Annotated in this window: 20 protein-coding genes and 2 pseudogenes; 9 read left to right on the forward strand and 13 right to left on the reverse strand. The window is 62.0% G+C overall.

Going from position 1 to position 21,461, the window contains the following annotated elements:
• The first annotated feature begins 69 nt into the window (after positions 1 to 69).
• Positions 70 to 2,529 carry an EAL domain-containing protein gene (locus Q8O29_RS10940; protein ID WP_305562680.1) on the forward strand — a complete coding sequence of 820 codons (2,460 nt, stop codon included), beginning with the start codon at positions 70 to 72 and terminating at the stop codon, positions 2,527 to 2,529.
• A 116-nt stretch (positions 2,530 to 2,645) separates the two neighbouring features.
• On the opposite strand, the gene Q8O29_RS10945 is transcribed toward Q8O29_RS10940, so the two are convergent.
• The 7 genes and pseudogenes from Q8O29_RS10945 to Q8O29_RS10975 all read right to left on the reverse strand — a co-directional run bounded on the left by Q8O29_RS10945 (position 2,646) and on the right by Q8O29_RS10975 (position 8,305).
• Complete coding sequence (locus tag Q8O29_RS10945; RefSeq protein ID WP_305562682.1) at positions 2,646 to 2,999, reverse strand: DUF86 domain-containing protein; 354 nt, start codon at positions 2,997 to 2,999, stop codon at positions 2,646 to 2,648.
• Complete coding sequence (locus Q8O29_RS10950) at positions 2,996 to 3,286, reverse strand: nucleotidyltransferase family protein (protein ID WP_305562684.1); 291 nt, start codon at positions 3,284 to 3,286, stop codon at positions 2,996 to 2,998. Before Q8O29_RS10950 ends, Q8O29_RS10945 begins: the two co-directional genes overlap by 4 nt.
• A 238-nt stretch (positions 3,287 to 3,524) precedes the next feature.
• Complete coding sequence (locus Q8O29_RS10955; protein WP_305562728.1) at positions 3,525 to 3,830, reverse strand: addiction module antidote protein; 306 nt, start codon at positions 3,828 to 3,830, stop codon at positions 3,525 to 3,527.
• A 72-nt stretch (positions 3,831 to 3,902) separates the two neighbouring features.
• Positions 3,903 to 4,064 (reverse strand): annotated as a pseudogene (locus Q8O29_RS10960) (type II toxin-antitoxin system RelE/ParE family toxin); the annotation flags it as partial.
• A 186-nt stretch (positions 4,065 to 4,250) separates the two neighbouring features.
• A complete protein-coding gene (locus Q8O29_RS10965) occupies positions 4,251 to 4,562 on the reverse strand; it encodes a CcdB family protein (RefSeq protein ID WP_305562686.1) in 312 nt (103 codons plus the stop codon).
• The gene (locus Q8O29_RS10970; RefSeq protein ID WP_305562688.1) at positions 4,562 to 4,978 is read right to left on the reverse strand and encodes a hypothetical protein; all 417 of its coding nucleotides are present in this window, start codon (positions 4,976 to 4,978) and stop codon (positions 4,562 to 4,564) included. The genes Q8O29_RS10965 and Q8O29_RS10970 overlap by 1 nt, the downstream gene beginning before the upstream one ends.
• Before the next feature lie 69 nt (positions 4,979 to 5,047).
• Entirely contained in the window at positions 5,048 to 8,305 is a 3,258-nt protein-coding gene (locus tag Q8O29_RS10975) for an L-glutamate gamma-semialdehyde dehydrogenase (RefSeq protein ID WP_305562690.1), read from the reverse strand.
• A gap of 74 nt (positions 8,306 to 8,379) precedes the next feature.
• On the opposite strand from Q8O29_RS10975, the pseudogene Q8O29_RS10980 reads away from it, so the two are divergent.
• Together Q8O29_RS10980 and Q8O29_RS10985 are read left to right on the forward strand one after the other, a co-directional pair.
• Positions 8,380 to 8,781: pseudogene (locus Q8O29_RS10980) on the forward strand (Lrp/AsnC ligand binding domain-containing protein); the annotation flags it as partial.
• 192 nt (positions 8,782 to 8,973) lie between these two features.
• On the forward strand, positions 8,974 to 10,113 hold the full coding sequence (locus Q8O29_RS10985; RefSeq protein WP_305562692.1) for an ABC transporter substrate-binding protein: 1,140 nt from the start codon (positions 8,974 to 8,976) through the stop codon (positions 10,111 to 10,113).
• A 185-nt stretch (positions 10,114 to 10,298) separates the two neighbouring features.
• Here the strand turns inward: Q8O29_RS10985 and Q8O29_RS10990 are convergent, their stop codons facing one another.
• On the reverse strand, positions 10,299 to 11,021 hold the full coding sequence (locus Q8O29_RS10990) for a YggS family pyridoxal phosphate-dependent enzyme (protein WP_305562694.1): 723 nt from the start codon (positions 11,019 to 11,021) through the stop codon (positions 10,299 to 10,301).
• A gap of 39 nt (positions 11,022 to 11,060) precedes the next feature.
• Between Q8O29_RS10990 and Q8O29_RS10995 the strand changes: the two genes are divergently transcribed.
• From Q8O29_RS10995 to Q8O29_RS11005, 3 genes are all read left to right on the forward strand, one after another.
• Positions 11,061 to 12,104 carry a type IV pilus twitching motility protein PilT gene (locus tag Q8O29_RS10995; RefSeq protein WP_305562696.1) on the forward strand — a complete coding sequence of 348 codons (1,044 nt, stop codon included), beginning with the start codon at positions 11,061 to 11,063 and terminating at the stop codon, positions 12,102 to 12,104.
• Positions 12,105 to 12,173: 69 nt separating this feature from the next.
• Complete coding sequence (locus tag Q8O29_RS11000) at positions 12,174 to 13,310, forward strand: PilT/PilU family type 4a pilus ATPase (protein WP_305562698.1); 1,137 nt, start codon at positions 12,174 to 12,176, stop codon at positions 13,308 to 13,310.
• A 3-nt stretch (positions 13,311 to 13,313) separates the two neighbouring features.
• Positions 13,314 to 14,234 (forward strand): NAD(P)-dependent oxidoreductase, encoded by a 921-nt coding sequence (locus tag Q8O29_RS11005; RefSeq protein ID WP_305562700.1) that lies wholly within the window; start codon positions 13,314 to 13,316, stop codon positions 14,232 to 14,234.
• 231 nt (positions 14,235 to 14,465) lie between these two features.
• Here the strand turns inward: Q8O29_RS11005 and Q8O29_RS11010 are convergent, their stop codons facing one another.
• The 3 genes from Q8O29_RS11010 to Q8O29_RS11020 form a co-directional block, all read right to left on the reverse strand.
• Positions 14,466 to 15,125 (reverse strand): BON domain-containing protein, encoded by a 660-nt coding sequence (locus tag Q8O29_RS11010; protein ID WP_305562702.1) that lies wholly within the window; start codon positions 15,123 to 15,125, stop codon positions 14,466 to 14,468.
• Positions 15,125 to 15,721: a phosphoheptose isomerase gene (locus tag Q8O29_RS11015; protein WP_305562704.1), complete on the reverse strand. Its 597-nt coding sequence runs from the start codon at positions 15,719 to 15,721 to the stop codon at positions 15,125 to 15,127. The genes Q8O29_RS11010 and Q8O29_RS11015 overlap by 1 nt, the downstream gene beginning before the upstream one ends.
• Positions 15,722 to 15,828: 107 nt before the next feature.
• The gene (locus Q8O29_RS11020) at positions 15,829 to 16,287 is read right to left on the reverse strand and encodes a YraN family protein (RefSeq protein WP_305562706.1); all 459 of its coding nucleotides are present in this window, start codon (positions 16,285 to 16,287) and stop codon (positions 15,829 to 15,831) included.
• 50 nt (positions 16,288 to 16,337) lie between these two features.
• Between Q8O29_RS11020 and rsmI the strand changes: the two genes are divergently transcribed.
• Positions 16,338 to 17,177 (forward strand): 16S rRNA (cytidine(1402)-2'-O)-methyltransferase, encoded by an 840-nt coding sequence (gene rsmI / locus Q8O29_RS11025; protein ID WP_305562730.1) that lies wholly within the window; start codon positions 16,338 to 16,340, stop codon positions 17,175 to 17,177.
• Between the two features lie 24 nt (positions 17,178 to 17,201).
• Here rsmI and Q8O29_RS11030 read toward each other — a convergent pair whose 3' ends face one another.
• Complete coding sequence (locus tag Q8O29_RS11030; protein WP_305562708.1) at positions 17,202 to 17,693, reverse strand: hypothetical protein; 492 nt, start codon at positions 17,691 to 17,693, stop codon at positions 17,202 to 17,204.
• 135 nt (positions 17,694 to 17,828) lie between these two features.
• Here Q8O29_RS11030 and Q8O29_RS11035 point away from each other — a divergent pair, with 135 nt between their 5' ends.
• Positions 17,829 to 18,437: a DUF938 domain-containing protein gene (locus Q8O29_RS11035; RefSeq protein ID WP_371134213.1), complete on the forward strand. Its 609-nt coding sequence runs from the start codon at positions 17,829 to 17,831 to the stop codon at positions 18,435 to 18,437.
• A gap of 113 nt (positions 18,438 to 18,550) precedes the next feature.
• Positions 18,551 to 18,973: a helix-turn-helix domain-containing protein gene (locus Q8O29_RS11040; protein ID WP_305562712.1), complete on the forward strand. Its 423-nt coding sequence runs from the start codon at positions 18,551 to 18,553 to the stop codon at positions 18,971 to 18,973.
• Between the two features lie 365 nt (positions 18,974 to 19,338).
• Here Q8O29_RS11040 and soxB read toward each other — a convergent pair whose 3' ends face one another.
• Positions 19,339 to 21,078, reverse strand: coding sequence for a thiosulfohydrolase SoxB (gene soxB / locus Q8O29_RS11045; protein WP_305562714.1), 1,740 nt, complete (start codon positions 21,076 to 21,078; stop codon positions 19,339 to 19,341).
• Between the last annotated feature and the right edge of the window lie 383 nt (positions 21,079 to 21,461).

The raw sequence follows: 21,461 nt of genomic DNA on the forward strand, positions 1-21,461 counted from the left end.
GGCGCCTCCGACGCGCGTGTTAACTTGCTTTGTATGCAACCGTTGACCCCTCCCCCCCGCAAGCGGGCCTTGGCCAGACATTCGGGCGACCCGCTTTTGGCGTCTGCCGCATTGGCGCTGCTGGAGCAGGCCACAAGCGCAGGCACCTGGGCACTGGCACTGCCGCAGCGCCAGTTGCTGTGGAGCACGCAACTGACACGCTTGCTGGAGCTGCCTGGTACGCCAGCACTCGACTGGGAGCGTTTCCCCGAGATCTTCGCCCCCGGCTCACGCGAGCGCATGGCTGCGGCGCTGCAGGCCTGCCTGAACCACAGCACCGCCTTTGACGAGGAAGTGCAAGTCCTCACGGCGCGTGGCCGGCTCCTGTCGGTGCGCGCGCTGGGCCAGGCCGTGCACGATGCGTCGGGCGCGCTGGTGCATCTCTCGGGGGTTATCAAAGACCTCAGCGCCGAAAAACGCGCCGAGCAGGAAACCCAAAGCCTGACCATGCGGCTGGGCACGACGCTGGCCAGCATCACCGACGCCTTTGTCACGCTGGACCGGGACGGCCTGCTGACCTATGTCAACCCCCAGAGCGAGCGCCTGTTACACCGCGAAAGCCGGGAACTGCTGGGCCAACCCATCTGGAAAGCGCTGGACGACAACCGGCCAGAACCCTTGCGCCAGAACCTGACTGCGGCCCTGACAAACACCACCCCCCTGGAGTTTGAACTTTTCTGCGCGGTGCCGGGCAAATGGCTGGAACTGCGGGTCTACCCCTTTGAGGCGGGGCTGGCCATGTACCTGCGCGATGTCACCGAAAAGCGCCAGGCGCAAGAGCAATTGCTGCTGCTGCAAACCAGCATCTCTCGGTTGAACGACATTGTGCTTATCACCGAAGCCGGCGCTGTCGACGCACCCGGCCCGTACATTGTGTTTGTCAACGACGCGTTTGAACGGCATACCGGCTACAGCCGGGCCGAAGTGGTCGGCAAGACGCCGCGCCTGCTGCAGGGCCAGCGCACGCAGCGCGCCGAGCTCGACCGCATCCGGCTGGCGCTGCGACAGGCGCAGCCGGTGCGCGCGGAACTGATCAACTACAAAAAAGACGGCACCCAGTTCTGGATGGAGCTGGACATCGTGCCGGTGGACTATTTCAACCGGGGGCTCACGCACTGGGTCGCCGTGGCGCGCGACATCACCGAGCGCAAGGCCGCAGAGGACGAAATCGAGCACCTGGCTTTTTACGATGCACTGACGCAACTGCCCAATCGCCAGTTGCTGATGAACAACCTGCGCCAGGCCCTGTCGCATACCGCAAACCCCGACAAAAACGGGGCGTTGATGTTTATCGACCTGGACAACTTCAAAGTGCTCAACGACACCCGTGGGCATGCCACGGGCGACCTGCTGCTGCAAAAAGTGGCGGCCCGCCTGAACAGCTGTGTGCGGCTGCGCGATACCGTGGCCCGGCTGGGCGGCGATGAATTTGTGGTCTTGCTCGAAGACCTGGGTGACGACCCCCAACTCGCCTCGACCAAAGCGAGAATCGTCGCCCAGAAAGTCCTCGGTGCGCTGTGCGAGCCCTGCGATCTGGCTGGCTACGACTACGACGGCACCTGCAGCATAGGCATCACCTTGTTCAACCAGCATCAGCAAAGCGTCGGCGACTTGCTCAAGCAGGCCGACCTGGCGATGTACCAGGCCAAAGCTGCGGGGCGCAACGCGATCTGCTTTTTCGACCCCGGCATGCAAGCTCTGGTCACCGCCAACGCGGCCCTGACCTCCGAGCTGCGGCAAGGCCTGCGCAACCAGGACTTCGTGCTGCACTACCAGCCGCAGGTCGGGCGCGAGGGATGCATGGTGGGCGCCGAAGCGCTGGTGCGCTGGCGCCACCCGGAGCGCGGTCTGGTAGCACCGGACAGCTTTATCACGCAGGCCGAAGACAGCGGACTCATCCTGCCGCTGGGCCAATGGGTGCTGGAAACCGCCTGCGCCCAGCTGGCGGCGTGGGCCCAACGCCCGGAGACGGAAAAGTTCTCGGTGGCCATCAATGTCAGCGTGCGCCAGTTCCGCCACCCCGAGTTTGTGGAGATGGTCATGAAAGCCATCGAGCAAGCGGGCATCAGCGCGCACCGGCTCCAGCTCGAGCTCACCGAGAGCCTGCTGGCCAATGACATGGACGTGACGATCGCCAAGATGGGGATTTTGAAAAGCGCCGGGGTGACGCTGTCCATCGATGACTTTGGCATCGGTTATTCGGCACTGTCCTACCTGAAATACCTGCCGCTGGACCAGCTCAAGATTGACCGCAATTTTGTCAAGGACGTGTTGACCGACCCCAATGATGCGGCGATAGCGCGCACCATCATCGGCCTGGCACAAAGCCTGGGCCTGGGCGTGATGGCCGAGGGCGTGGAGACCGAAGCCCAGCGCGACTTCCTGGCGCGCCACGGCTGCCATTGCTACCAGGGCTACCTGTTTTGCAGGCCATTGCCGATTCAGGAGCTGGAGGTTTTTATCCAGGGCCTGCCGCAAACTTCGGTCTGAGCAGCATGGCGGGCAGCGAAAGTTTGCTATTGATTTGGCAGCTGCTTGCGCCTGCTGAGTATGGGCTGAAGGCTGATTTGATCAAGAATGGCGGCGGTTTTGACGGAGCCTCACGCTCATCGGAAGTCGCGACGAATCTCCGGCAACTGTTCAATCAAGCTGGGCAGCGCCGTCTTCAGGGTGTCCCAAACAGTCTCAAGATTGATTTCAAAATAACCATGCGCGATACGGTTACGCATACCCTTCATGCTGCGCCACGGCACCTGAGGATGCAGGTCTGCGAAAGCCTCGTCATCCTTGAGCAGCTTGGTGGCCTCTTCACCGACCAGAATGAGGTTGAGAATCACGGCCTGCTGTGTCCGCTTATCGGCAAGAAAGTCCTGTTTCGAGAGGCCTTCCACGTAAGCGCAGGCTTGAACGGCCGCCTCAAGCATGTGGTCCAGGTAGTCAGGAACGCGGCTCGCACTCATACCGGGAGCGCTTCAGCCAACACCTGCGCCCTGAACCTGGCTGGCAGATCGTCCGGCGTGAGCAGATCGACCTGAACACCCAACAACTCTTCCAGCTCAACCTGCAGCCCACCCAGATCAAACAGCGTGGTACCCGGCAGCGGATCCACCAGCAAATCAATATCGCTTCCGTCAGCATCATTGCCATGCACCACCGAGCCGAACACACGCGGATTGGCTGTGCGAAAGCGGGCTGCTGCAGCACGCACGGCCATTCGCTTTGAGTCTAGAGAGGTTGAGGGTCGCATGGGTTGAGAGAGGTTTGCGCGATGTTAGCCGAGTCAGTAAGGTTAAACGGCTTTTTGCGCATCCGTGTCGCGACAAGCGTGCAACACCCCGCGCCGTGGGCAGAGCGCCAGCAGGCGCTTGCCGTCGTTTGAATGCTCCTGAATTAATAGCTACTTGCGCCCGCTGCGTATGGGCTAGAGGCCGATTTGACTAAAAATTAACGACGTCATTTCCGCCACCGTGGTGCGGACAATGGCCCTACGCTGACGGCACACCCAGCTTGAGCCCGAGCGCCTTGATGACCTTCATCACTGTGGCGAACTCCGGGTTACCTTCGGGCGACAAGGCTTTGTACAGCCCCTCACGCGCCAGGCCCGTGTCGCGCGCCAGTTGGCTCATGCCGCGCGCGCGGGCGATGTCGCCCAATGCTGCGCGAACAAGACTACCGTCGCCTGGATCTTCATCAACACACGCCTGAAAGTACAGCGCCACGTCTTCGTCCGTCTTCAGGTCATCCACAGGGTCCCATCGGATAAATTGCTCTGTCCCGATTTTTTCAGCCATGACTCCATCCTTCCAGTCTTTTGCCATCGCAATGGCACGCTCAATGTCGGCGCCCTGAGAGCGCTTGTCCCCACCCACCAGAAGCACGATGACCAGCGGGCCGCGCCGTGTGAAATAAACCCGATAGCCTGGACCGTGATCAATCCGCAACTCGCTGACACCTTCCCGAACGGGTTTTGCATCACCGGGATTTCCTTCGGACAGACGGCGAATACGGGCATTGACCCGTGCCACCGCCTGGCCGGTCTTTAAGCGCCATCCGCCAGCGATTGAAGCTTACGCTTTGAATTATTTCAAACATAAACTGTAATCCATGGATTACAAACTGTCAACCAACGCTCGCTCCGTGGCCTCGTTGAGGTGAAAGGCCGGGCCACCGGGTTTCATTTGGCGATGAAGGTTTTGGGAGGTCATATTTTTTCAGTAGCCGTGCAAAGCGTAGTCAAGGGCTGACCAGAGGCGTGGCGCGTCGCTGCGCAAGTTACTTACCGCGCCCCGCAGGTCAGCGGATGAAAAAGCGAGCAGACCCAGGGTATCCAGGAACAGGGCCTTGCCTTCGATTTGGACGACGGGCGCCAGGCGTTCAGTGGGCGACTCCACCCAGACATGCGTCAGGGGAATGGTCAGGCGGTTGCGCACGCCACGCACCAGGTCGCTTTGTATATCGACCACATAAGGTGACTGGTCACGCCACTCTTCCACGGGATGCGGATAAACATCGAACTGCGCCATCAGCCGGGCTCCGCGCCCGGGGCCTTGAGGGCAGCCTGTTTCTTGCGCCATTCGTAAAGGCGCCAGCCCATGCTGCCCTCACGCTCGATGCGACCGTTATAGGCAGCAATCGTGTCCTTGTTTTCGGCCTCCCACTGCACGGCTAATCGCTCGATTTCCTCCGGGCTGCGCTCCAACGCCGCCTTGCGCGCTGCTAGCCGCTCGGGCGTGAGCCAGCCATCGCCGACACGGTAAGTACTGGCCTCTTCTTGCATGCTGGCAGGCACAGATGCGGCCTGGGTCTCGTAGACGGCAGGCACGGCCTTCATGGGGACGAGTTCTACCCGGCCATCCGGGTAGAAGACGACATCAAACAACTGGCCCGCGTATTTTTTACCCAGCGATATCTGGCCGCTGGCACCGACCTCTTTGAGCATGGTGCGCTCCTTCAAATATTCATGCCATCATGCCGCATGAATTCAAGGGCGTCAAATCCGGCCAGAAGCTCAGACCCCCGCCAGCAGCGCCGCATTGCCACCCGCCGCCGTGGTGTTGACCGTCACCGTTTGCTCGGCACAAAAGCGGTACAGGTAATGCGGCCCGCCGGCTTTGGGACCGGTGCCGCTCAGGCCTTCGCCACCGAAAGGCTGCACGCCGACCACCGCGCCGATCATGTTGCGGTTGATGTAGATGTTGCCGACATGGGCCGCCGCCGCCAGCGCCTGCGCGCGTGTATCGATGCGGGTCTGAATGCCCAGTGTGAGGCCGTAGCCGAGGGCGTTGATCTGGGCGATCACGGCCGCCGGGTCACCGGACCAGCGCACGATTTGCAGCACCGGGCCGAAGATTTCGTGTTTTACGTCGCTGATGCTGCCGATCTCGAAGGCCTTGGGCGAAACCAAATTTGCTATTAAATCAGGAGCTGTTCTTGCCCGCCCGGTATGGGCTAGAAGCACTTTTGATGCTGAATCCAGGCGCTGCAGGTGCTTGCCGATGTTGTCAAAGGCCGCGCGGTCTATCACCGGGCCCACGTCGGTGGCCAGATCGGCTGGGTCGCCCAGAGTCAACTCCTGCATCGCGCCCTGGATCATGCCTATCACCCTGTCGGCAATGCCCTCATGCACACACAGCAGGCGCAGCGCCGAGCAGCGCTGGCCCGCCGAGCGGAAGGCGCTTTGCACCACCGCATCGGCCACCTGCTCGGGCAGGGCGCTGCTGTCGACCAGCATGGCGTTGATGCCGCCGGTCTCGGCGATCAGCGGAACCATCGGTCCGTCCTTCGCGGCCAGCGCGCGGTTGATGGTTTTGGCAACGTCGGTCGAGCCGGTGAAGACCACGCCGGCAATACCCGGCGCCGCCACCAGCGCGGCGCCCACGGTTTCGCCGGGGCCGGGTAGCAGTTGTAGCGCGCCTTCGGGCACACCGGCGGCGTGCAGCAGCTTGACCGCTTCCCACGCCACGCCGGGGGTCTGCTCGGCCGGTTTGGCCAGCACCGCGTTGCCGGTGGCCAGCGCTGCGGCGACCTGGCCGGTAAAAATCGCCAGCGGGAAGTTCCAGGGGCTGATGCAGACCCAGACACCGCGCGCGGTCAGGCGCAGGGAGTTGGTTTCTCCCGTCGGCCCCGGCAGGGCGACGGGCGCCATGATGCGTTCGGCCTCGTTGGCGTAATAACGCAAAAAATCAATCGCCTCGCGCACCTCGGCCACCGCATCGCCCCAGGTCTTGAAGGCCTCTTTCACCAGCAGCGCGCAAAAATGCGGCATCTGCTGCTGCAGCGCATCAGCGGCGCGGCGCAACACCGCAGCGCGCTCGGCCACCGCCACCTTGCTCCACTTTTGATAGCTGATTATGCCCGTAGTTAAAGGGCTGGAGGCCGATTTGGCATCAAATTCAGGCACCATCGGCACAGCGGTGGTCGCAAGCGCGGCCAGCAACGGCGCACGCATACTGGCCACCGTCAGGTCCAGGCCTTCGCTGTTGCGGCGGCCGGAGCCGTACAGATCAGGCGGCAACGGCAAGGACGGCTCCGGCGCCAGATGCAGCGGCGAGCCCAGCAACTGGTCCATGCCAACAGACGCGTCGGCGAGCTGGTGCACAAAGGAGGAGTTGGCGCCGTTTTCAAGCAGCCGCCGCACCAGGTAGGCCAGCAGGTCGCGGTGTGCGCCCACGGGTGCATAGACGCGGCAGGCAATGTGCGGATTTTTCAGGACCTCGCGGTAAATGCCCTCCCCCATGCCGTGCAGGCGTTGTAGCTCGAATTGGCTTGCCGGTGGACGCGCAGAGCCCTCACCCCCGCCCTCTCCCAGGGGGAGAGGGAGTAAAACCGCGCCCGCATGACTCACTGTTGCTCCGGGAGAGGGCAGAGCCGAACCCGCATGACTCCCTCTCCCTCTGGGAGAGGGCAGGGGTGAGGGCTGCCCGGCTTGCGCGCCAGCCATCTGAAGAATCGCCGCAATCGTTCCCGCGTTGTGCCCGGCAAACTGCGGATAAATCGCATCGGGCGCGGCCAGCAGCGCCTGCGCACAGGCCAGGTAAGAAATATCGGTGTGCTGCTTGTGCGTGAACACCGGGTAATGCGGCAGGCCCAGCTCCTGCGCGCGCTTGATTTCCGAATCCCAGTAGGCGCCCTTGACCAGCCGGCACATCAGGCGCAGCTTGTGGCGGCGGGCGATGGCGATGACATGCTCGACCAGGTCCAGCGCACGCGTCTGGTAGGCCTGCAGCGCCAGGCCGAAACCCTTCCACTGCGGGTGCTGCTTTGCCACCAAAGCGGCCAGCGCTTCAAACACGGTCAGCGACAGCTCCAGCCGGTCCACCTCTTCGGCGTCGATGGTCAGGTTGATGTTGGCGCGGGCCGCCAGCGCGCACAGGCCCCAGACGCGCGGCACCAGCTCGGCCATCACGCGCGCATGCTGGGCGTCCTCATAACGCGGGTGCAGCGCGCTGAGCTTGATGGAGATGCCATCATTTTGCTCACAAGCCCTTGTCGGGTCTGAGCCAGCAGCTATGGATTCAATCGCATGGGTGTAACTGGCCAGGTAGTGCTGCGCGTCAGCATCGGTGCGCGCGCCCTCGCCCAGCATGTCGTACGAAAATCTGAGCCCCCACGCTTGCCCTGCGGGCTGCGCTGCCCCCTCAGGGGGCTGTTCCGCCTTGGGGCGGCCCGGCGGCGGAACGCGCAGGTTGGCCATTTTTTTTTGCGCATCACGCGCTTCGTCCATCGCCTCGCCGATTGACTGCCCCAGCACAAACTGTCGGCCCAGCAATTGCACGGCTCGCAGCGTGGCGGCCACCACGGTGCGCGCGCCGAGCTTGCGCATGAGGCCGGGCTCCGAATCCGTTCGCCCTGAGCTGCCTGTCCTGAGCCCTGTCGAAGGGGTCGAAGGGTCCGGCAGAAATTTCTTGGACAGGGCAATCGCCGAGGCCGACAGGCGCGCCATCACGCCATCGCTGGCGCCGTCAAAGTCGGCACGGCCGAGCTGGTCAGCGGTCAACGCAATCGCCGTCTCGGCGTCGGGCACACGCAGCAGGGCTTCGGCCAGGCGCATCAAAGCCAGGCCCTCGTTGCTGCTGATCGGGTACTCCCTGAGCAGGCTTTCCATGGCCCAGAAGGGCGGCGGATTCTCGCGCACCGCCTGCACCCAGGGCAGTGCCAGCGGCACCGCAGCCGCCCAGTCGAGGGCGCCGGCGAGCTGCTGCAAATGGCCCGTCACGATGTCGGTTTCGGAGCGGCAGGGATCGGGCAGGCGTTGCGGGCGGGTCATAAAAACTCCTTGAATTGGTGAATATGCCCATGTTGTCTTGAGTTGTTAAAAATTTAACGCTAAATTCAAATCAAAACCTCACGCTGGCCGAGGCGGTGACGCTGTCACCCCCTGCGGCACTGGCGCGGGTACAGCGCCTCACGCGCGACGGCTATATCCTGGGCTACGAGGCGCGCCTGAACCCGCTCAAGCTGGGCGCCGGCATGACGGTGTTTGTCGAAGTGCTGCTGGACCGCACCATGCCCAATGTGTTTGACGCCTTCAAGGCGGCGGTGCAGGTGTATCCCGAAATCATGGAGCACCACATGGTCGCCGGCGGTTTTGACTACCTGCTCAAAACCCGCATGGCCGACATGGCGGCCTACCGCCAGTTTGCCGGCACCGGGCTGTGGCAACTGCCCGGCGTGCGCGAAACACGCACTTATGCAGTGATGGAAGAAGTCAAGAACAGCATGCAACTGGCGCTGGGTGTGTAGAAACAGCAACAGAAAAACAGCTCCCAGCAAGGTCTATTGGGTTATTTGACCCCTAGTTCGCAGCGTTCGGTGCAAGCGCCTTGTCACTGGGCCGCAGTTGGACTAAGTTCAAGTGCGCTATGTCCTGGTTTACATACGCGCCGGGCAAGCAGATTTTGGCTCACATGGCACACCTTTAAGGAAAAATTCACGATGAATACGCACTCCCCATGGGCCATTTTCGCCTTGCTGGCAACCCTTCTGATCGCACCCGGCCATGCGGCAGAAACCGGGGTCACCGACCGTGAAATTCTGGTTGGCCAGTTTGCGGCCCAGACCGGGCCTGCGGCAGAACTGGGCAAACGCCTGCAGATCGGCATGCTGGCGCACTTCAAAGCGGTCAACGCGGCAGGCGGCATCAATGGCCGCAGCATCCGACTGATCTCACGCGATGACGGCTATGAGCCGGAAAAGGCCGCAGCTGCGGTCAAGGCGCTGATCGAGGAAGACAAGGTGTTTGCGCTGGTCGGCTCAGTCGGTACGCCCACCACGCTGGCGGCAGTGCCCGCCATCAACGCGGCCGGCATTCCGCTGATCGGCCCCTTCACCGGCGCCCAGGCCCTGCGCGAACCGTTTAACCGCAACCTGTTTCATGTGCGCGCCAGTTACTTTGACGAGACCGAAAACATCGTGCAGCACCTGAGCACGCTGGGCATCAAGAAAATCGCGGTGTTTTACCAGAACGACTCTTACGGTAAGGCCGGGCTGGAGGGCGTGACGCGTGCCCTGACCAAACGCAACCTCAAACCCGCCGCCACCGTAACGGTCGAACGCAATACCGTGGACGTGGCCGCAGCGCTGGCCGAAATTCTGAAAACATCACCCGAGGCCGTGGTGCAAATCAGTGCCTACAAATCATGCGCGGCCCTGATCAAGCAGGCGCGGGCCAAAGGGTATGGCGGGCAGTTTTTCAACGTGAGTTTTGTCGGCTCCACCGCGCTGTCGGCCGAGTTGGGTGACATCGGTGTCGGTGTGACGATTTCGCAGGTGGTGCCTTTCCCCTACACCCCCTCCTCTGCCGTCGTGCGGGAGTACCAGCAGCGCATGACCGAAGCGGGCAACAAAGACTTTGACTTCTCCAGCATGGAAGGTTTTCTGGCCGCCAAGGTATTTGTCGAGGGCGTGCGCCGGGCCGGAAAAACACTGACCCGCGAGAGCCTGGTGACCGGGCTGGAGTCCCTGCGCGACTTCAACATGGGCGGCTTCAGCGTCAACTACAGTCCAAAAAACCACGAAGGCTCGCGTTACACCGACTTGACCATCATCGGGCGTGGCGGACGTTTCGTGCGCTGATTTTTTCCAGCGTCAAGCCGGTGGCTGTGCCCAAGAAATAGCCCCCACGGTCGCTCACTGCGTGTAGCTCCCTGCCCCCCCCGAGGGGGCCGCTGCGCCTGCGGTCTGGCGAAGCCACTTCCGCAGCCCCCGCTTGATTGGTCTAGCTGAGGCACCGCTCGTGGTGGTCTGAGTAAGCGTGGGACTCACCGGTCGCCGAAGATGGCCGTCCCCACCCGCACCATGGTGCTGCCCGCGTGAATCGCAGCTTCCAGGTCGGCCGTCATGCCCAGCGACAGCGTGTCCATGGGCTGCGGCAACACACCCGTCTTGTTTATTTGGTCAAAAATGGCTCTGACCCTTTGGTGGAGCGCGCAAGCAGCTATGAAATCAGGAGCAGGCTCGGGAATCGACATGAGCCCGCGCAATTGCAACCGGGGCAGCCGCGCCACCTCTGCGGCCAGCGCCTGCGCCTCCTGCGGCGCCACACCGGCCTTGGTCGGGCCGCCGTCGATGTTGACCTGCAGACAAACCTGCAGCGGCGGCAGATGCGCCGGCCGCTGCTCGCTCAGGCGCTGTGCAATCTTCAGGCGGTCCACCGACTGCACCCAGTCGAAGTGCTCGGCCACCAGCCGCGTCTTGTTGCTTTGGATGGGGCCGATGCAATGCCACTCAGGGGGGCTGGAATCTGGCGGAGCTGAGCCATCGGCTTGCCATTCGCGAACCGCGAGAATTTTCTCCACGCCCTCCTGAATGTAGTTCTCGCCGAACGCGCGCTGCCCGCCGGACATCGCCGCCATCACCGCATCCGGACCGAAGGTCTTGGAAACCGCCAGCAATCGCACGCTGCCCGGCTCGCGCCCACAGGCCGCACACGCTGCCGCAATGCGCGCGTGCACAGCTTGGAGATTGTCAACAATCATGGTCATAATCGAACTGTAAACCTAGACTACAGAGGAACTCCCGGGATGGACATTACCCAGTTGCTGGCTTTCAGCGTCAAGAACAAGGCGTCAGATTTGCACCTGTCGGCGGGACTGCCGCCCATGATCCGTGTGCACGGGGACGTGCGGCGCATCAACGTCGATCCGCTGGACCACAAGCAGGTGCATTCCATGGTGTACGACATCATGAACGACACCCAGCGCAAGAACTACGAGGAATTCCTGGAGATCGACTTCTCGTTTGAAATTGACGGACTGGCGCGTTTTCGCGTCAATGCCTTCAACCACAATCGTGGCGCAGGAGCAGTGTTCCGGACCATTCCTTCCAAGATCCTGACCCTGGAACAGTTGGGCGCACCCAAGATTTTTGGCGACCTGGCGATGAAGCCACGCGGCATGGTGCTGGTCACCGGCCCCACCGGCTCAGGCAAATCGACCACGCTCGCGGCGATGGTCAACTACCTCAACGAAACCGAATATGGCCACATCCTCACGGTGGAAGACCCGATCGAATTTGTGCACGAATCGAAAAAATGCCTGATCAACCAGCGCGAGGTCGGCCCGCACACCCTGAGCTTCAGCGCGGCGCTCAAGTCTGCGCTGCGCGAGGACCCGGACGCGATTCTGGTCGGCGAGATGCGCGACCTGGAAACCATCCGCCTCGCCATGACGGCCGCTGAAACCGGCCACCTGGTGTTCGGTACCCTGCACACATCCAGCGCGGCCAAAACCATTGACCGGATCATTGACGTGTTTCCATCCGAAGAAAAAGAGATGATCCGCGCGATGTTGTCGGAGTCGCTGCAGGCGGTGATCTCGCAAACGTTGTGCAAAACCAAGGATGGCCAGGGCCGCGTGGCGGCGCACGAGATCATGCTGGGCACCAGCGCCATCCGCAACCTGATCCGCGAGGCCAAGGTGGCGCAGATGTACTCGTCGATCCAGACCGGCAACAGCGTCGGCATGCAGACGCTGGACCAGAACCTGACCGATCTCGTCAAGCGCAATGTGATCTCGGCAGCCGAGGCCCGCAGCAAAGCCAAAATTCCGGAAAATTTCCCCGGCTAGATGGAAAACCTGCAGATCGGCGAAATGCTGCGCAGCCGCTCGCTTGCGAAGTAGTCAATTGGAGAAAAAATGGAACGCGACCAGGCCAGTAAATTCATCAATGACCTTCTCAAGCTGATGGTCAGCCGCAACGGCAGCGATTTGTTCATCACTGCGGACTTTCCGCCCGCGATGAAGGTCGACGGCAAGGTCACCAAGGTGTCGCCGCAGCCACTCAACGCCAGCCACACGCTGGCCCTGGCCCGCGCCATCATGAACGACAAGCAGGCGGCCGAGTTCGAGCGCACCAAGGAATGCAATTTTGCGATCTCACCGCCCAGTGTCGGCCGCTTCCGTGTTAACGCCTTCATCCAGCAGGGCAAGGTCGGCATGGTGATGCGGGTGATTCCGGCCGTGCTGCCGACCATCGACGGCCTGGGCGTGCCGCAGGTGCTCAAGGACGTGGTGATGTCCAAACGCGGCCTTTGCATCCTGGTGGGCGCCACCGGCTCGGGCAAATCGACCACGCTGGCGGCCATGGTGGACTGGCGCAATGAAAAGTCCTTCGGCCACATCATCACCATCGAGGACCCGGTGGAGTTTGTGCATCCGCACAAAAACTGCGTGGTGACACAGCGCGAAGTCGGGCTGGACACCGACAGCTGGGAAGCGGCGCTGAAAAACACGCTGCGTCAGGCACCCGACGTGATTTTGATGGGCGAGGTGCGTGACCGCGAAACCATGGAGCACGCGGTCGCTTTCGCCGAAACCGGCCACCTGTGCCTGTGCACCCTGCATGCCAACAGCGCCAACCAGGCGCTGGACCGCATCATCAACTTTTTCCCGGAAGAGCGCCGCGCGCAACTCCTGATGGACTTGTCGCTGAACATGAAAGCGATGATCTCGCAGCGCCTGGTGCCCAAGCAGGACAGCAAGGGCCGTGTGGCCGCTGTCGAAATCATGCTGAACACGCCGCTGATTTCCGACCTGATCTTCAAGGGCGAGGTCTCCGAGATCAAGGAGATCATGAAAAAAAGCCGCAACCTGGGCATGCAGACTTTTGACCAGGCGCTGTTCGATGCGTTTGAGGCCAACACGATCACCTATGAGGACGCGCTGCGCAACGCCGACTCAGTCAACGACCTGCGGCTGCAGATCAAGCTCAACTCGCAACGGGCGAAGACGCAAGACCTGGCGGCCGGCACAGAAAACATGGCTATCATTTAATTCATGACAGTTACCAGCACCCACCCCAAAACCTGCGAACCCGCCCCCTCCCGCAAAGTCGCCTTTCTCGGCCTGGGTGTGATGGGTTACCCCATGGCCGGCCACCTGGCACTGGCCGGTCACCAGGTCACGGTGTATAACCGCACCGCTATCAAATCAATAGCGTGGTGCGCAGAGTACGCAAGGGCTGACGCCCAAAAACATGCCAAAACGCCGCGCGAGGCGGCGCAGGGCGCAGACATTGTGTTCTGCTGCGTTGGCAACGACGATGATTTGCGCGGTGTCACGCTCGGAAAAGACGGTGCTTTTGCCGGCATGCAGGCGGGCGCCATCTTTGTCGATCACACCACCGCGTCGGCCGATGTGGCGCGCGAGCTGTATGCGGCGGCGCAAGGGCTCAAACTGCAGTTTGTCGATGCGCCAGTCTCCGGCGGTCAGGCCGGTGCGCAAAACGGCGCCCTCACCGTCATGTGCGGCGGTGATGCGGCGGCCTTCGACGCCGTCAAACCGGCCGGCATGGCATTTTCAAAAGCCTTCACGCTGATGGGCGCCAGCGGCGCCGGCCAGCTCACCAAAATGGTCAACCAGATCTGCATCGCTGGCCTGGTGCAGGGGCTCAGCGAAGCCATCGCCTTCGGTCAGAAGGCCGGGCTGGACATGAACCAGGTGCTGGAAGTCATCGGCAAGGGTGCGGCGCAAAGCTGGCAGCTCGACAACCGAGGCAAGACCATGGTGGCCGACAAGTTCGACTTCGGCTTTGCCGTGGACTGGATGCGCAAGGACCTGGGCCTGGTGCTGGACGAAGCTAAAAGCAACGGCGCCCGCTTGCCAGTCACCGCGCTGGTGGACCAGTTCTACGCCGATGTGCAGGCCCTGGGCGGCCAGCGCTGGGACACTTCCAGCCTGATTAAAAGATTGAAATAGGGCTCCCCACGCTTGTCGCTTCGCGTACTGCGCTGCACCTTGCAGGCCGCCGCTCGTCAGAGGCTTCGCTTCTGATGCCTGTCCAAACCTGCCCAAGCAGGTTCGGAGCCGCAGGCACCAGCCCCGAGGGGGCGCTGCGCCTGCGGGCCGGCGGAGCCGGACCCGCGGCCCCTGCTTGATTGAAGAGTTTCGCGCTCGCTCGCTACGCCGGGGTTTCTTGGGGAATGGCGCTCAGGAGCGCGGTGCGGGCGCCGGTTTGACCATCGGCGGCAGCAGGCGCTGCATTTCCTCTTCGCTGATGATTTCGAGAATACGCACCACCTTCTGCACGCCGCGGGCGCCGCGTGCGATCTCGGTGGCGCGGTCGGCCTCGCGTTGGGTTACGCGACCCATCAGGTACACCGTACCGCGCTCGGTCACCACCTTGAAGGCGCTGGCGTAGAGGTCCTTGGCGTCGATCAGCAAGGCCTTGACCTGGCCGGTGATCAATACGTCCGACGAACGCTGCACCAGCGAAGGGCTGTCGATGATGGCCAGCTCATTGACCACGCCGTTGACGTTCTCGACGCGCGAGACCACTTGCTCGACCAGCTTCTTGTCATTCTCGTTGAGCACTTCGCCGGTCAGCAGCACCTGGCGGTTGTAGCTGGTCACACTCACGCGCGCGCGGCTGCCGATGTTGTCGCGCAGGCGGGCCATGGAGCGCAGCTCGATGCCTTCGTCTTCAAGCTGGGCGCCCGAGGTGCGGCGGTCCATCGCCACCAGCGCGCCACCAGCCACGCCGCCCACCAGTAGCGGGAAGCAGGCGGTCAGGGAGGTGCCGAGTACAGCGGCGGCGCAGGCCGTCAGAAGCAGGCGTTTGAAGGGTTTTGTTTGGAGCGTTGATTTCATCAAGGACTTTCCTGGTCACCAAGTAATTGGGCATCCACGCCGTCACATATGCAGTGAAGGGTCAGCAGATGAACTTCCTGAATACGTGCCGTGCGGTCGTGCGGCACGCAGATATGCACATCGGTCTCGCGCAGCGCGGAGGTCATCTTTCCGCCGCCTTTGCCGGTCAGCGCCACCACGGTCATCTCGCGCTCGTGCGCAGCCTCAATCGCCGCCAGCACATTGGCCGAATCGCCACTGGTGCTCAGCGCCAACAACACGTCGCCGGCACCACCGAGCGCGCGCACCTGTTTGGAAAAGATCACGCTGAAATCGTAGTCGTTGGCGATCGCCGTGAGGATGGAGCTGTCGGTGGTCAGCGCAATCGCACCGAGCTCAGGCCGCTCGCGCTCAAAGCGCCCGACAAACTCAGCTGCGAAATGCTGGGCGTCGGCCGCCGAGCCGCCATTGCCGCAGGCCAGTACCTTGCCACCGCTGGTGACGCTGGCCAGGATGGCCTGCACCGCTGCAGCGATGGGTTTGGAGAGGATCTGTGCGGCCTGGTATTTCAGGTCGGCGCTGTCGATGAAGTGCTGTTCAATGCGTTGTTCAAGCATGGGGCAATGATACCGGGTCGGACATTTCAAAATCACGCGTACCGGCCCAGAGGCCGCTCAGCGCAATGCATGGTTACAAAATGGGGCGTCTGGGCCGTTGGCGGGGATCAATCCGCGTCGAAAGCGCCACGCAGCCATTCAATCGACGGCACTTCAGGCGCATCCGGCCGACCTTCGACCAGCACCACGTCGAAGCGGCAAGGCGGCGCGCTGGCAAAACGCATCAGGTAGTGGCGCGCGGCAAAAATGATGCGCCTGCGCTTGGTGGCGCCTATGCTGGCACCGGCGCCGCCATGCGAGCTGCTTTTGCGCTGGCGCACTTCGACAAACACCAGGGTGCCATCGGGCGCACGCATGATCAGGTCCACCTCACCGCCGCCGCGTCCGGGCGTCCGATAATTGGCCTGTACCAGCTTCAGGCCAGCACGAATCAAGTGGGCCCGAGCCAGCGATTCGGCGGCGTCGCCAAGCCGCTTGGTGGTAATCTGGCCCGGCTGATTTTCTGTCCCGCCCGCGCTGGCGCCGCCACCGGGCTCTTTTGCAAGCTGTTTTCTGGAAAACCACATTGAATGCTTCCTTCGACCTGGCACTGGCTGCCGCGCGTGCCGCGGCGGGCATGCAGCATTATCCCGAAGCCGCGTTATATGTGGTCGCCACGCCGATTGGCAACCTGTCGGACATCAGCCTGCGCGCCCTGCATGTGCTGCAGTTGGTGCACGCCATCGCCTGCGAGGATACGCGCCACACGCAGACCATGCTGCGCCAGTACGGCATCGACAAACCCCTGCTGCCCGTGCATGAGCACAACGAAGCGCAGGCGGCCGGCGGCGTGATCGAGCGCCTGCAGCGCGGCGAACGTGTGGCCTATGTCAGCGACGCCGGCACGCCCGCCGTGAGCGACCCCGGCGCGCGTCTGGTGGCGGCCGTGCGCGCCGCCGGGCTGGCGATCTTGCCGCTGCCGGGTGCCAGCAGCGTGACGGCCGCCCTGAGCGTGGCCGGCATCAACGGCGATACGGGTTTTGTCTTTGCTGGCTTCCTGCCGCCCAAAGCGGCGGAGCGCGAGCAGGCCCTGCTGGCCCTGCAGGCCGACACCCGCGCCGTCGTCATTCTCGAAGCACCGCACCGCATCGAGGCGCTGGCTCGCGCCATGGTGCCGCTGGGGGCGAGGCAACTCACGGTGGGTCGGGAACTGACCAAGCAGTTCGAGGAAATCGCCACGGTGGCGGCGCAAGACTTCAGCGCCTGGCTGGCGGCGAGCAGCCAGCGCACCCGCGGCGAGTTCGCGCTGGTGCTGCATCCGGCAGACAAGCCAGAGGCTGCCGACGACGGCCACCGGGTGCTGCAACTGCTGCTGGCGGAGTTGCCGCTTAAAACCGCCGTCAAGCTGGCGGCCGACATCACCGGCGCGCCGCGCAATGAGCTCTACGAAACGGCGCTGGCGCTGAAGAAAGCCTGACGGCCGTCGCGCCAGCGCGGCGCATCAGGGCGTGTCGACCACCATGCCCGGGCGTTCTTCCACGCCGGCGTGTGCTTTCTGAACCACCTGGCCCCCGTCGAGGTAAACCCAGTAAAACATGTCCTGCATGCCGTACCAGCGGTAGGTCAGGATGTCACCCTTCCACGACGCCACCCGCTCGACCAGCGCGGGCCGGCCAAACTCACGCAGCACATCGGCCTGGGTCCACTTTCCGAGCTCGATACGCCCGAAATCCTTTTCGGTGAGCACCTGGCGAACACTGCCGACGCGGCCAGCGGCATCGAGGTCCACCATGTGGACGAACTGCCCGCCCGGCTGACCGGAGTATTGCAATCGCGTGCCTTGCCGCAGGTCAACGACAGCGCTGGGCGCGCCCATGGTGGACACCACTTCTTCACGCGACATACCGGGCTTGACGGAGCTGATGGGGAAAACGGCGCAACCGCCCAGCCAGAGCGCAGCGAAGGCAAGGAGCAAGGTTGTGAGGATTTTCATGGAGATGTCGTCTTTGTTGGGTGTGCAGCACCGGGCGCAATCAGGAAGTTTTTTGGGCCGCCAACCTGGGTTATACATGGCTGCCTTGACCTTTGCCGAGACCCCGGCTTGCAGCGCCAAGTTCCCCGACAATCAGTGATGGACAAACCCTCTGCCCCCGCCACCGACCGAAACCGCGAACCGATTCTGGACGTCCTGCGCGAGCGTTTCGCCGACCGCCGCCAAGTGCTGGAGATAGGCAGCGGCACCGGCCAGCACGCAGCGTATTTCGCAGCCGCCCTGCCCTGGCTGCGCTGGCAGGCCTCGGATGTCGCCAGGAACCTGGCCGGCATCGCGCTCTGGCTGAACGAAGCCCGACTGGCCAACACCCCGGCGCCCATCGAGGTTGACATGCGGCACGCATGGCCTGATCTGACATTTGATGCGGTCTTCAGCGCCAACACCCTGCACATCATGGGCTGGCCCGAAGTTCAGCGGCTTTTTGCCGAACTGGGGCGGCGCATGCCGCCCGGCGGGCTGCTCACGGTGTATGGGCCCTTCAACTACGGCGGGCAATTCACCAGCGACAGCAACGCGTGTTTTGACGCTTCGCTGCGCGCCGGCAACCCGGCCAGCGGACTGCGTGATTTCGAAGAAGTCAACACACTGGCGGTACGCGCCGGGCTGGTGCTGCTCGACGACCACGCCATGCCAGCCAACAACCGCTGCATCACCTGGCAACGCAGCGCGGCCCACCCCGGTTAAAACGCCCGGTTAAAGTGCGCGGGAAAGGGCGCTTGCCGGGGCGCGACGAGTAATTCTATTTCTGATTCATTGATGCAATAATATTACTCCATCAGCATTGATGGAGAAAAGCCATGTCACGTCCTGCCAGCGGAGACGCTGCGGTTTTGAGAAAAGCGCGTCAGGCCATAGCCTCAGCCCAGACGGTGGAGCAATTGCGCCAGGCCCAGGCGGTTGTGTTGCCGCTGGACTATGGACTGAGTCTGGCCGACACGGCCCAGGTCATTGGCGTCTCACCGGGTTGGGTCTGTCAATTGCGCCGGCGCTTCATGCATGGCCAGATAGCGGGATCGCCCGATGCGCCCACTGCGGGTGGGCGCAAGCGCCAGAACATGAGTTTGGAACAAGAGCGCGAGTTCCTGGCCCCCTTTCTTGAGCAAGCGGCCACGGGTGGCGTGCTCGTGGTCGGCCAGATCAAGGCTGCGCTGGACGAGCGCCTGGGGCGCGAGGTGGCGCTGGCCTCAGCCTACAACTTGCTGCACCGCCACGGTTGGTAGACAAGCTCGCCGCCGACAAGCGCGATTCGCAAAGCGATCCACAAGCGCAGAATGAGTGGAAAAAACCAAGCTTTCGGCTCGGTCCAAACTGCCTTGGTAAAACGCTATGGCAAGCAGTGAAGCCGCAGCGACAGCAAGCATCAGCATCCGAAGTGGCCGCCAGTACCATCCAGATAACCGCAGGCTTGCGCTTAGCAAGATGCCTTTTTCGTAGGCATCCATAAAAGCACTGTAACGCCCGAACACATAAAAGCAGCCGACGACCCCAAACAATGCGAAAAGTCAGTCAAAATGCTTCGTTCTGAAAATATCCTTCGTTCAGCGTCAGCGTGTTTGTGGCCGTGTTCACATCTCTCGCTCCAGATTCATACCGATACAAAGCCAGGATTGGGCAACCCACCGGTGAGCTTGGGTACGTTGGCCTTACGCGCCGACACCTTGCCGCCGCGTGCCTTGAGCCATTGCTCAACAACGTCCCAGACTTGCCTGCTGCCAGGAACTGTTCTTGCCTCTTCGGCCACTGGAGCCCAGCCGGCGACCTTGTACTTACGCGAAGCCTCTATCGGCTTACCGTTGAGCCGCATGTCTTCAATACGCTTGCCCATGGATGCCAATGGATTGCAGCTGTATTGCAAACCACCTACGCGGACCATGTCGCCGCCCTGCTGGTAGTAAGGATCGGGGTTGAAAAGGTTATCGCAGACATCTTCTAATATCGTCTTGATTGTCTCCCCGCTCAGCTCCGTGACCGTAGCGTACGAATAGGTAGTTGCAGTCATATCCATCAGCCATTCCCGCGTGATGACCTGTCCGGCCAGCAGCGACGTGCCCCAACGAAAGCCGGGCGAGAACGCTATTTCGGCGCCTTGTACGTCCATCAAGGCGTCGAGTAAAAGCTGGTCGCCGGTGCCGTTGAAATTTCCGCGTCGATATAGCGTGCCCTCAGTAACCGCGAGTTTTTCTGCCAGCTTGGCTTCGTACGGTGCGCGCACTTTTTTGATCAGCGCTTCCATTTCCCTGTCTGCGGGAAGCATATTGGCGAACACGGGAAACAGCTTGTATCTGAAGTCAGCGACTTTCCCGCCTTTGACGTCAAAGTCCATCACCGCCAGGAATTTGCCGTTTGAACCGGCGTTGGTCACCAGCGTCTTGCCACTCTTGTTGCTGATGACGCTGGCCACCGGCATACCGTCGTGCGTGTGTCCGCCCATGATGGCATCAATGCCAGTCACACGGCTGGCCATTTTGAGGTCCACGTCCATGCCGTTGTGCGACAACACCACCACCACCTGCGCGCCCTTGCTGCGCGCCTCTTCCACGGTTTTCTGCATGCTCTCTTCCTGGATGCCGAAGCCCCAGTCAGCCACCATGTAACGCGGGTTGGCAATCGGTGTGTAGGGGAAGGCCTGACCAATAATGGCGCAAGGGACACCGTTGATCTCCCGCATGACATAGGATTTGAAGACCGGGTCACCGAAATCGTTGGTTTTGATGTTTTGCGCGATGAATTCAATCTTCCCGGCAAAATCCTTGTCTACGATTTCCTTGACGCGCTCCTGACCTAAAGTAAATTCCCAGTGACCGGTCATCAGGTCCACGCCCAGTAGTTTGCTGGCGTCGACCATATCCTGTCCGTTGGTCCACAAGGATGTCCCCGAGCCCTGCCAGGTGTCTCCGCCGTCGAGCAACAGAGCGCCCGGACGGCTGGCTTTGAGCCGCTTGACCAGCGTAGCCAGATGAGCGAAGCCACCAACCTTGCCATAACGCCTCGCGGCTTTCTCAAAATCCAGGCTGCTCAATGCATGTGCCTCGGCACTTCCAGGTCGAACCTTCGCAGCTTTGAGCAGATACTCGCCGACCAAATGTGGCAATTGGCCTTTCATGGAGCCGACACCGAGGTTGACACTGGGCTCCCGGAAATAGATGGGCATTAGTTGCGCATGACAGTCCGTCATATGCAAAAACGAAACGTTGCCGAATCGGGGGGCGTCATAAAGCCCGGCACTGGCAGTGGCTGCGTCGGCATCTGCCCATGCGCCCAAGCCCATGCCCGCCATGGTTCCTGCGCCAAGCACCTGGAAAAAATCACGTTTGCTTAAATTCATGGTTTTGAAATTACGTATATTTTGAAGTTGAAAAACCCAGCAAAGTCGGCCAGGAGCCTGTCGGGCTTGGGGCGTCGAAAGCGAAAATCTGCCCCAGCGCAGACAGTTTTTGCCGGCTTTGCAGGCTCATAGCCCAGCTATGGGACAAAGAGACGGTGAAAAATGGACCGCTGCGGTCGACTTGCAGCCGACGATGCCGAAGTCCGCCAGGCTCCTAATGCCACAGCCCGAAAATATCGAAACATGACAGCGCGTCTTCACACCCATGGCGGCGTTGCAACCCTTGCGAAGGCGCACAGCCTTCGATGCGGCTTGCGGCTTGCGGCTTGCCCTGGGCACGAACCCATCACTTTCATCTTGATTCGCTACATCCGGGTTGCAGC

Source organism: Polaromonas sp., from assembly GCF_030689685.1.
In the GTDB taxonomy this organism is placed as follows: domain Bacteria; phylum Pseudomonadota; class Gammaproteobacteria; order Burkholderiales; family Burkholderiaceae_C; genus Polaromonas.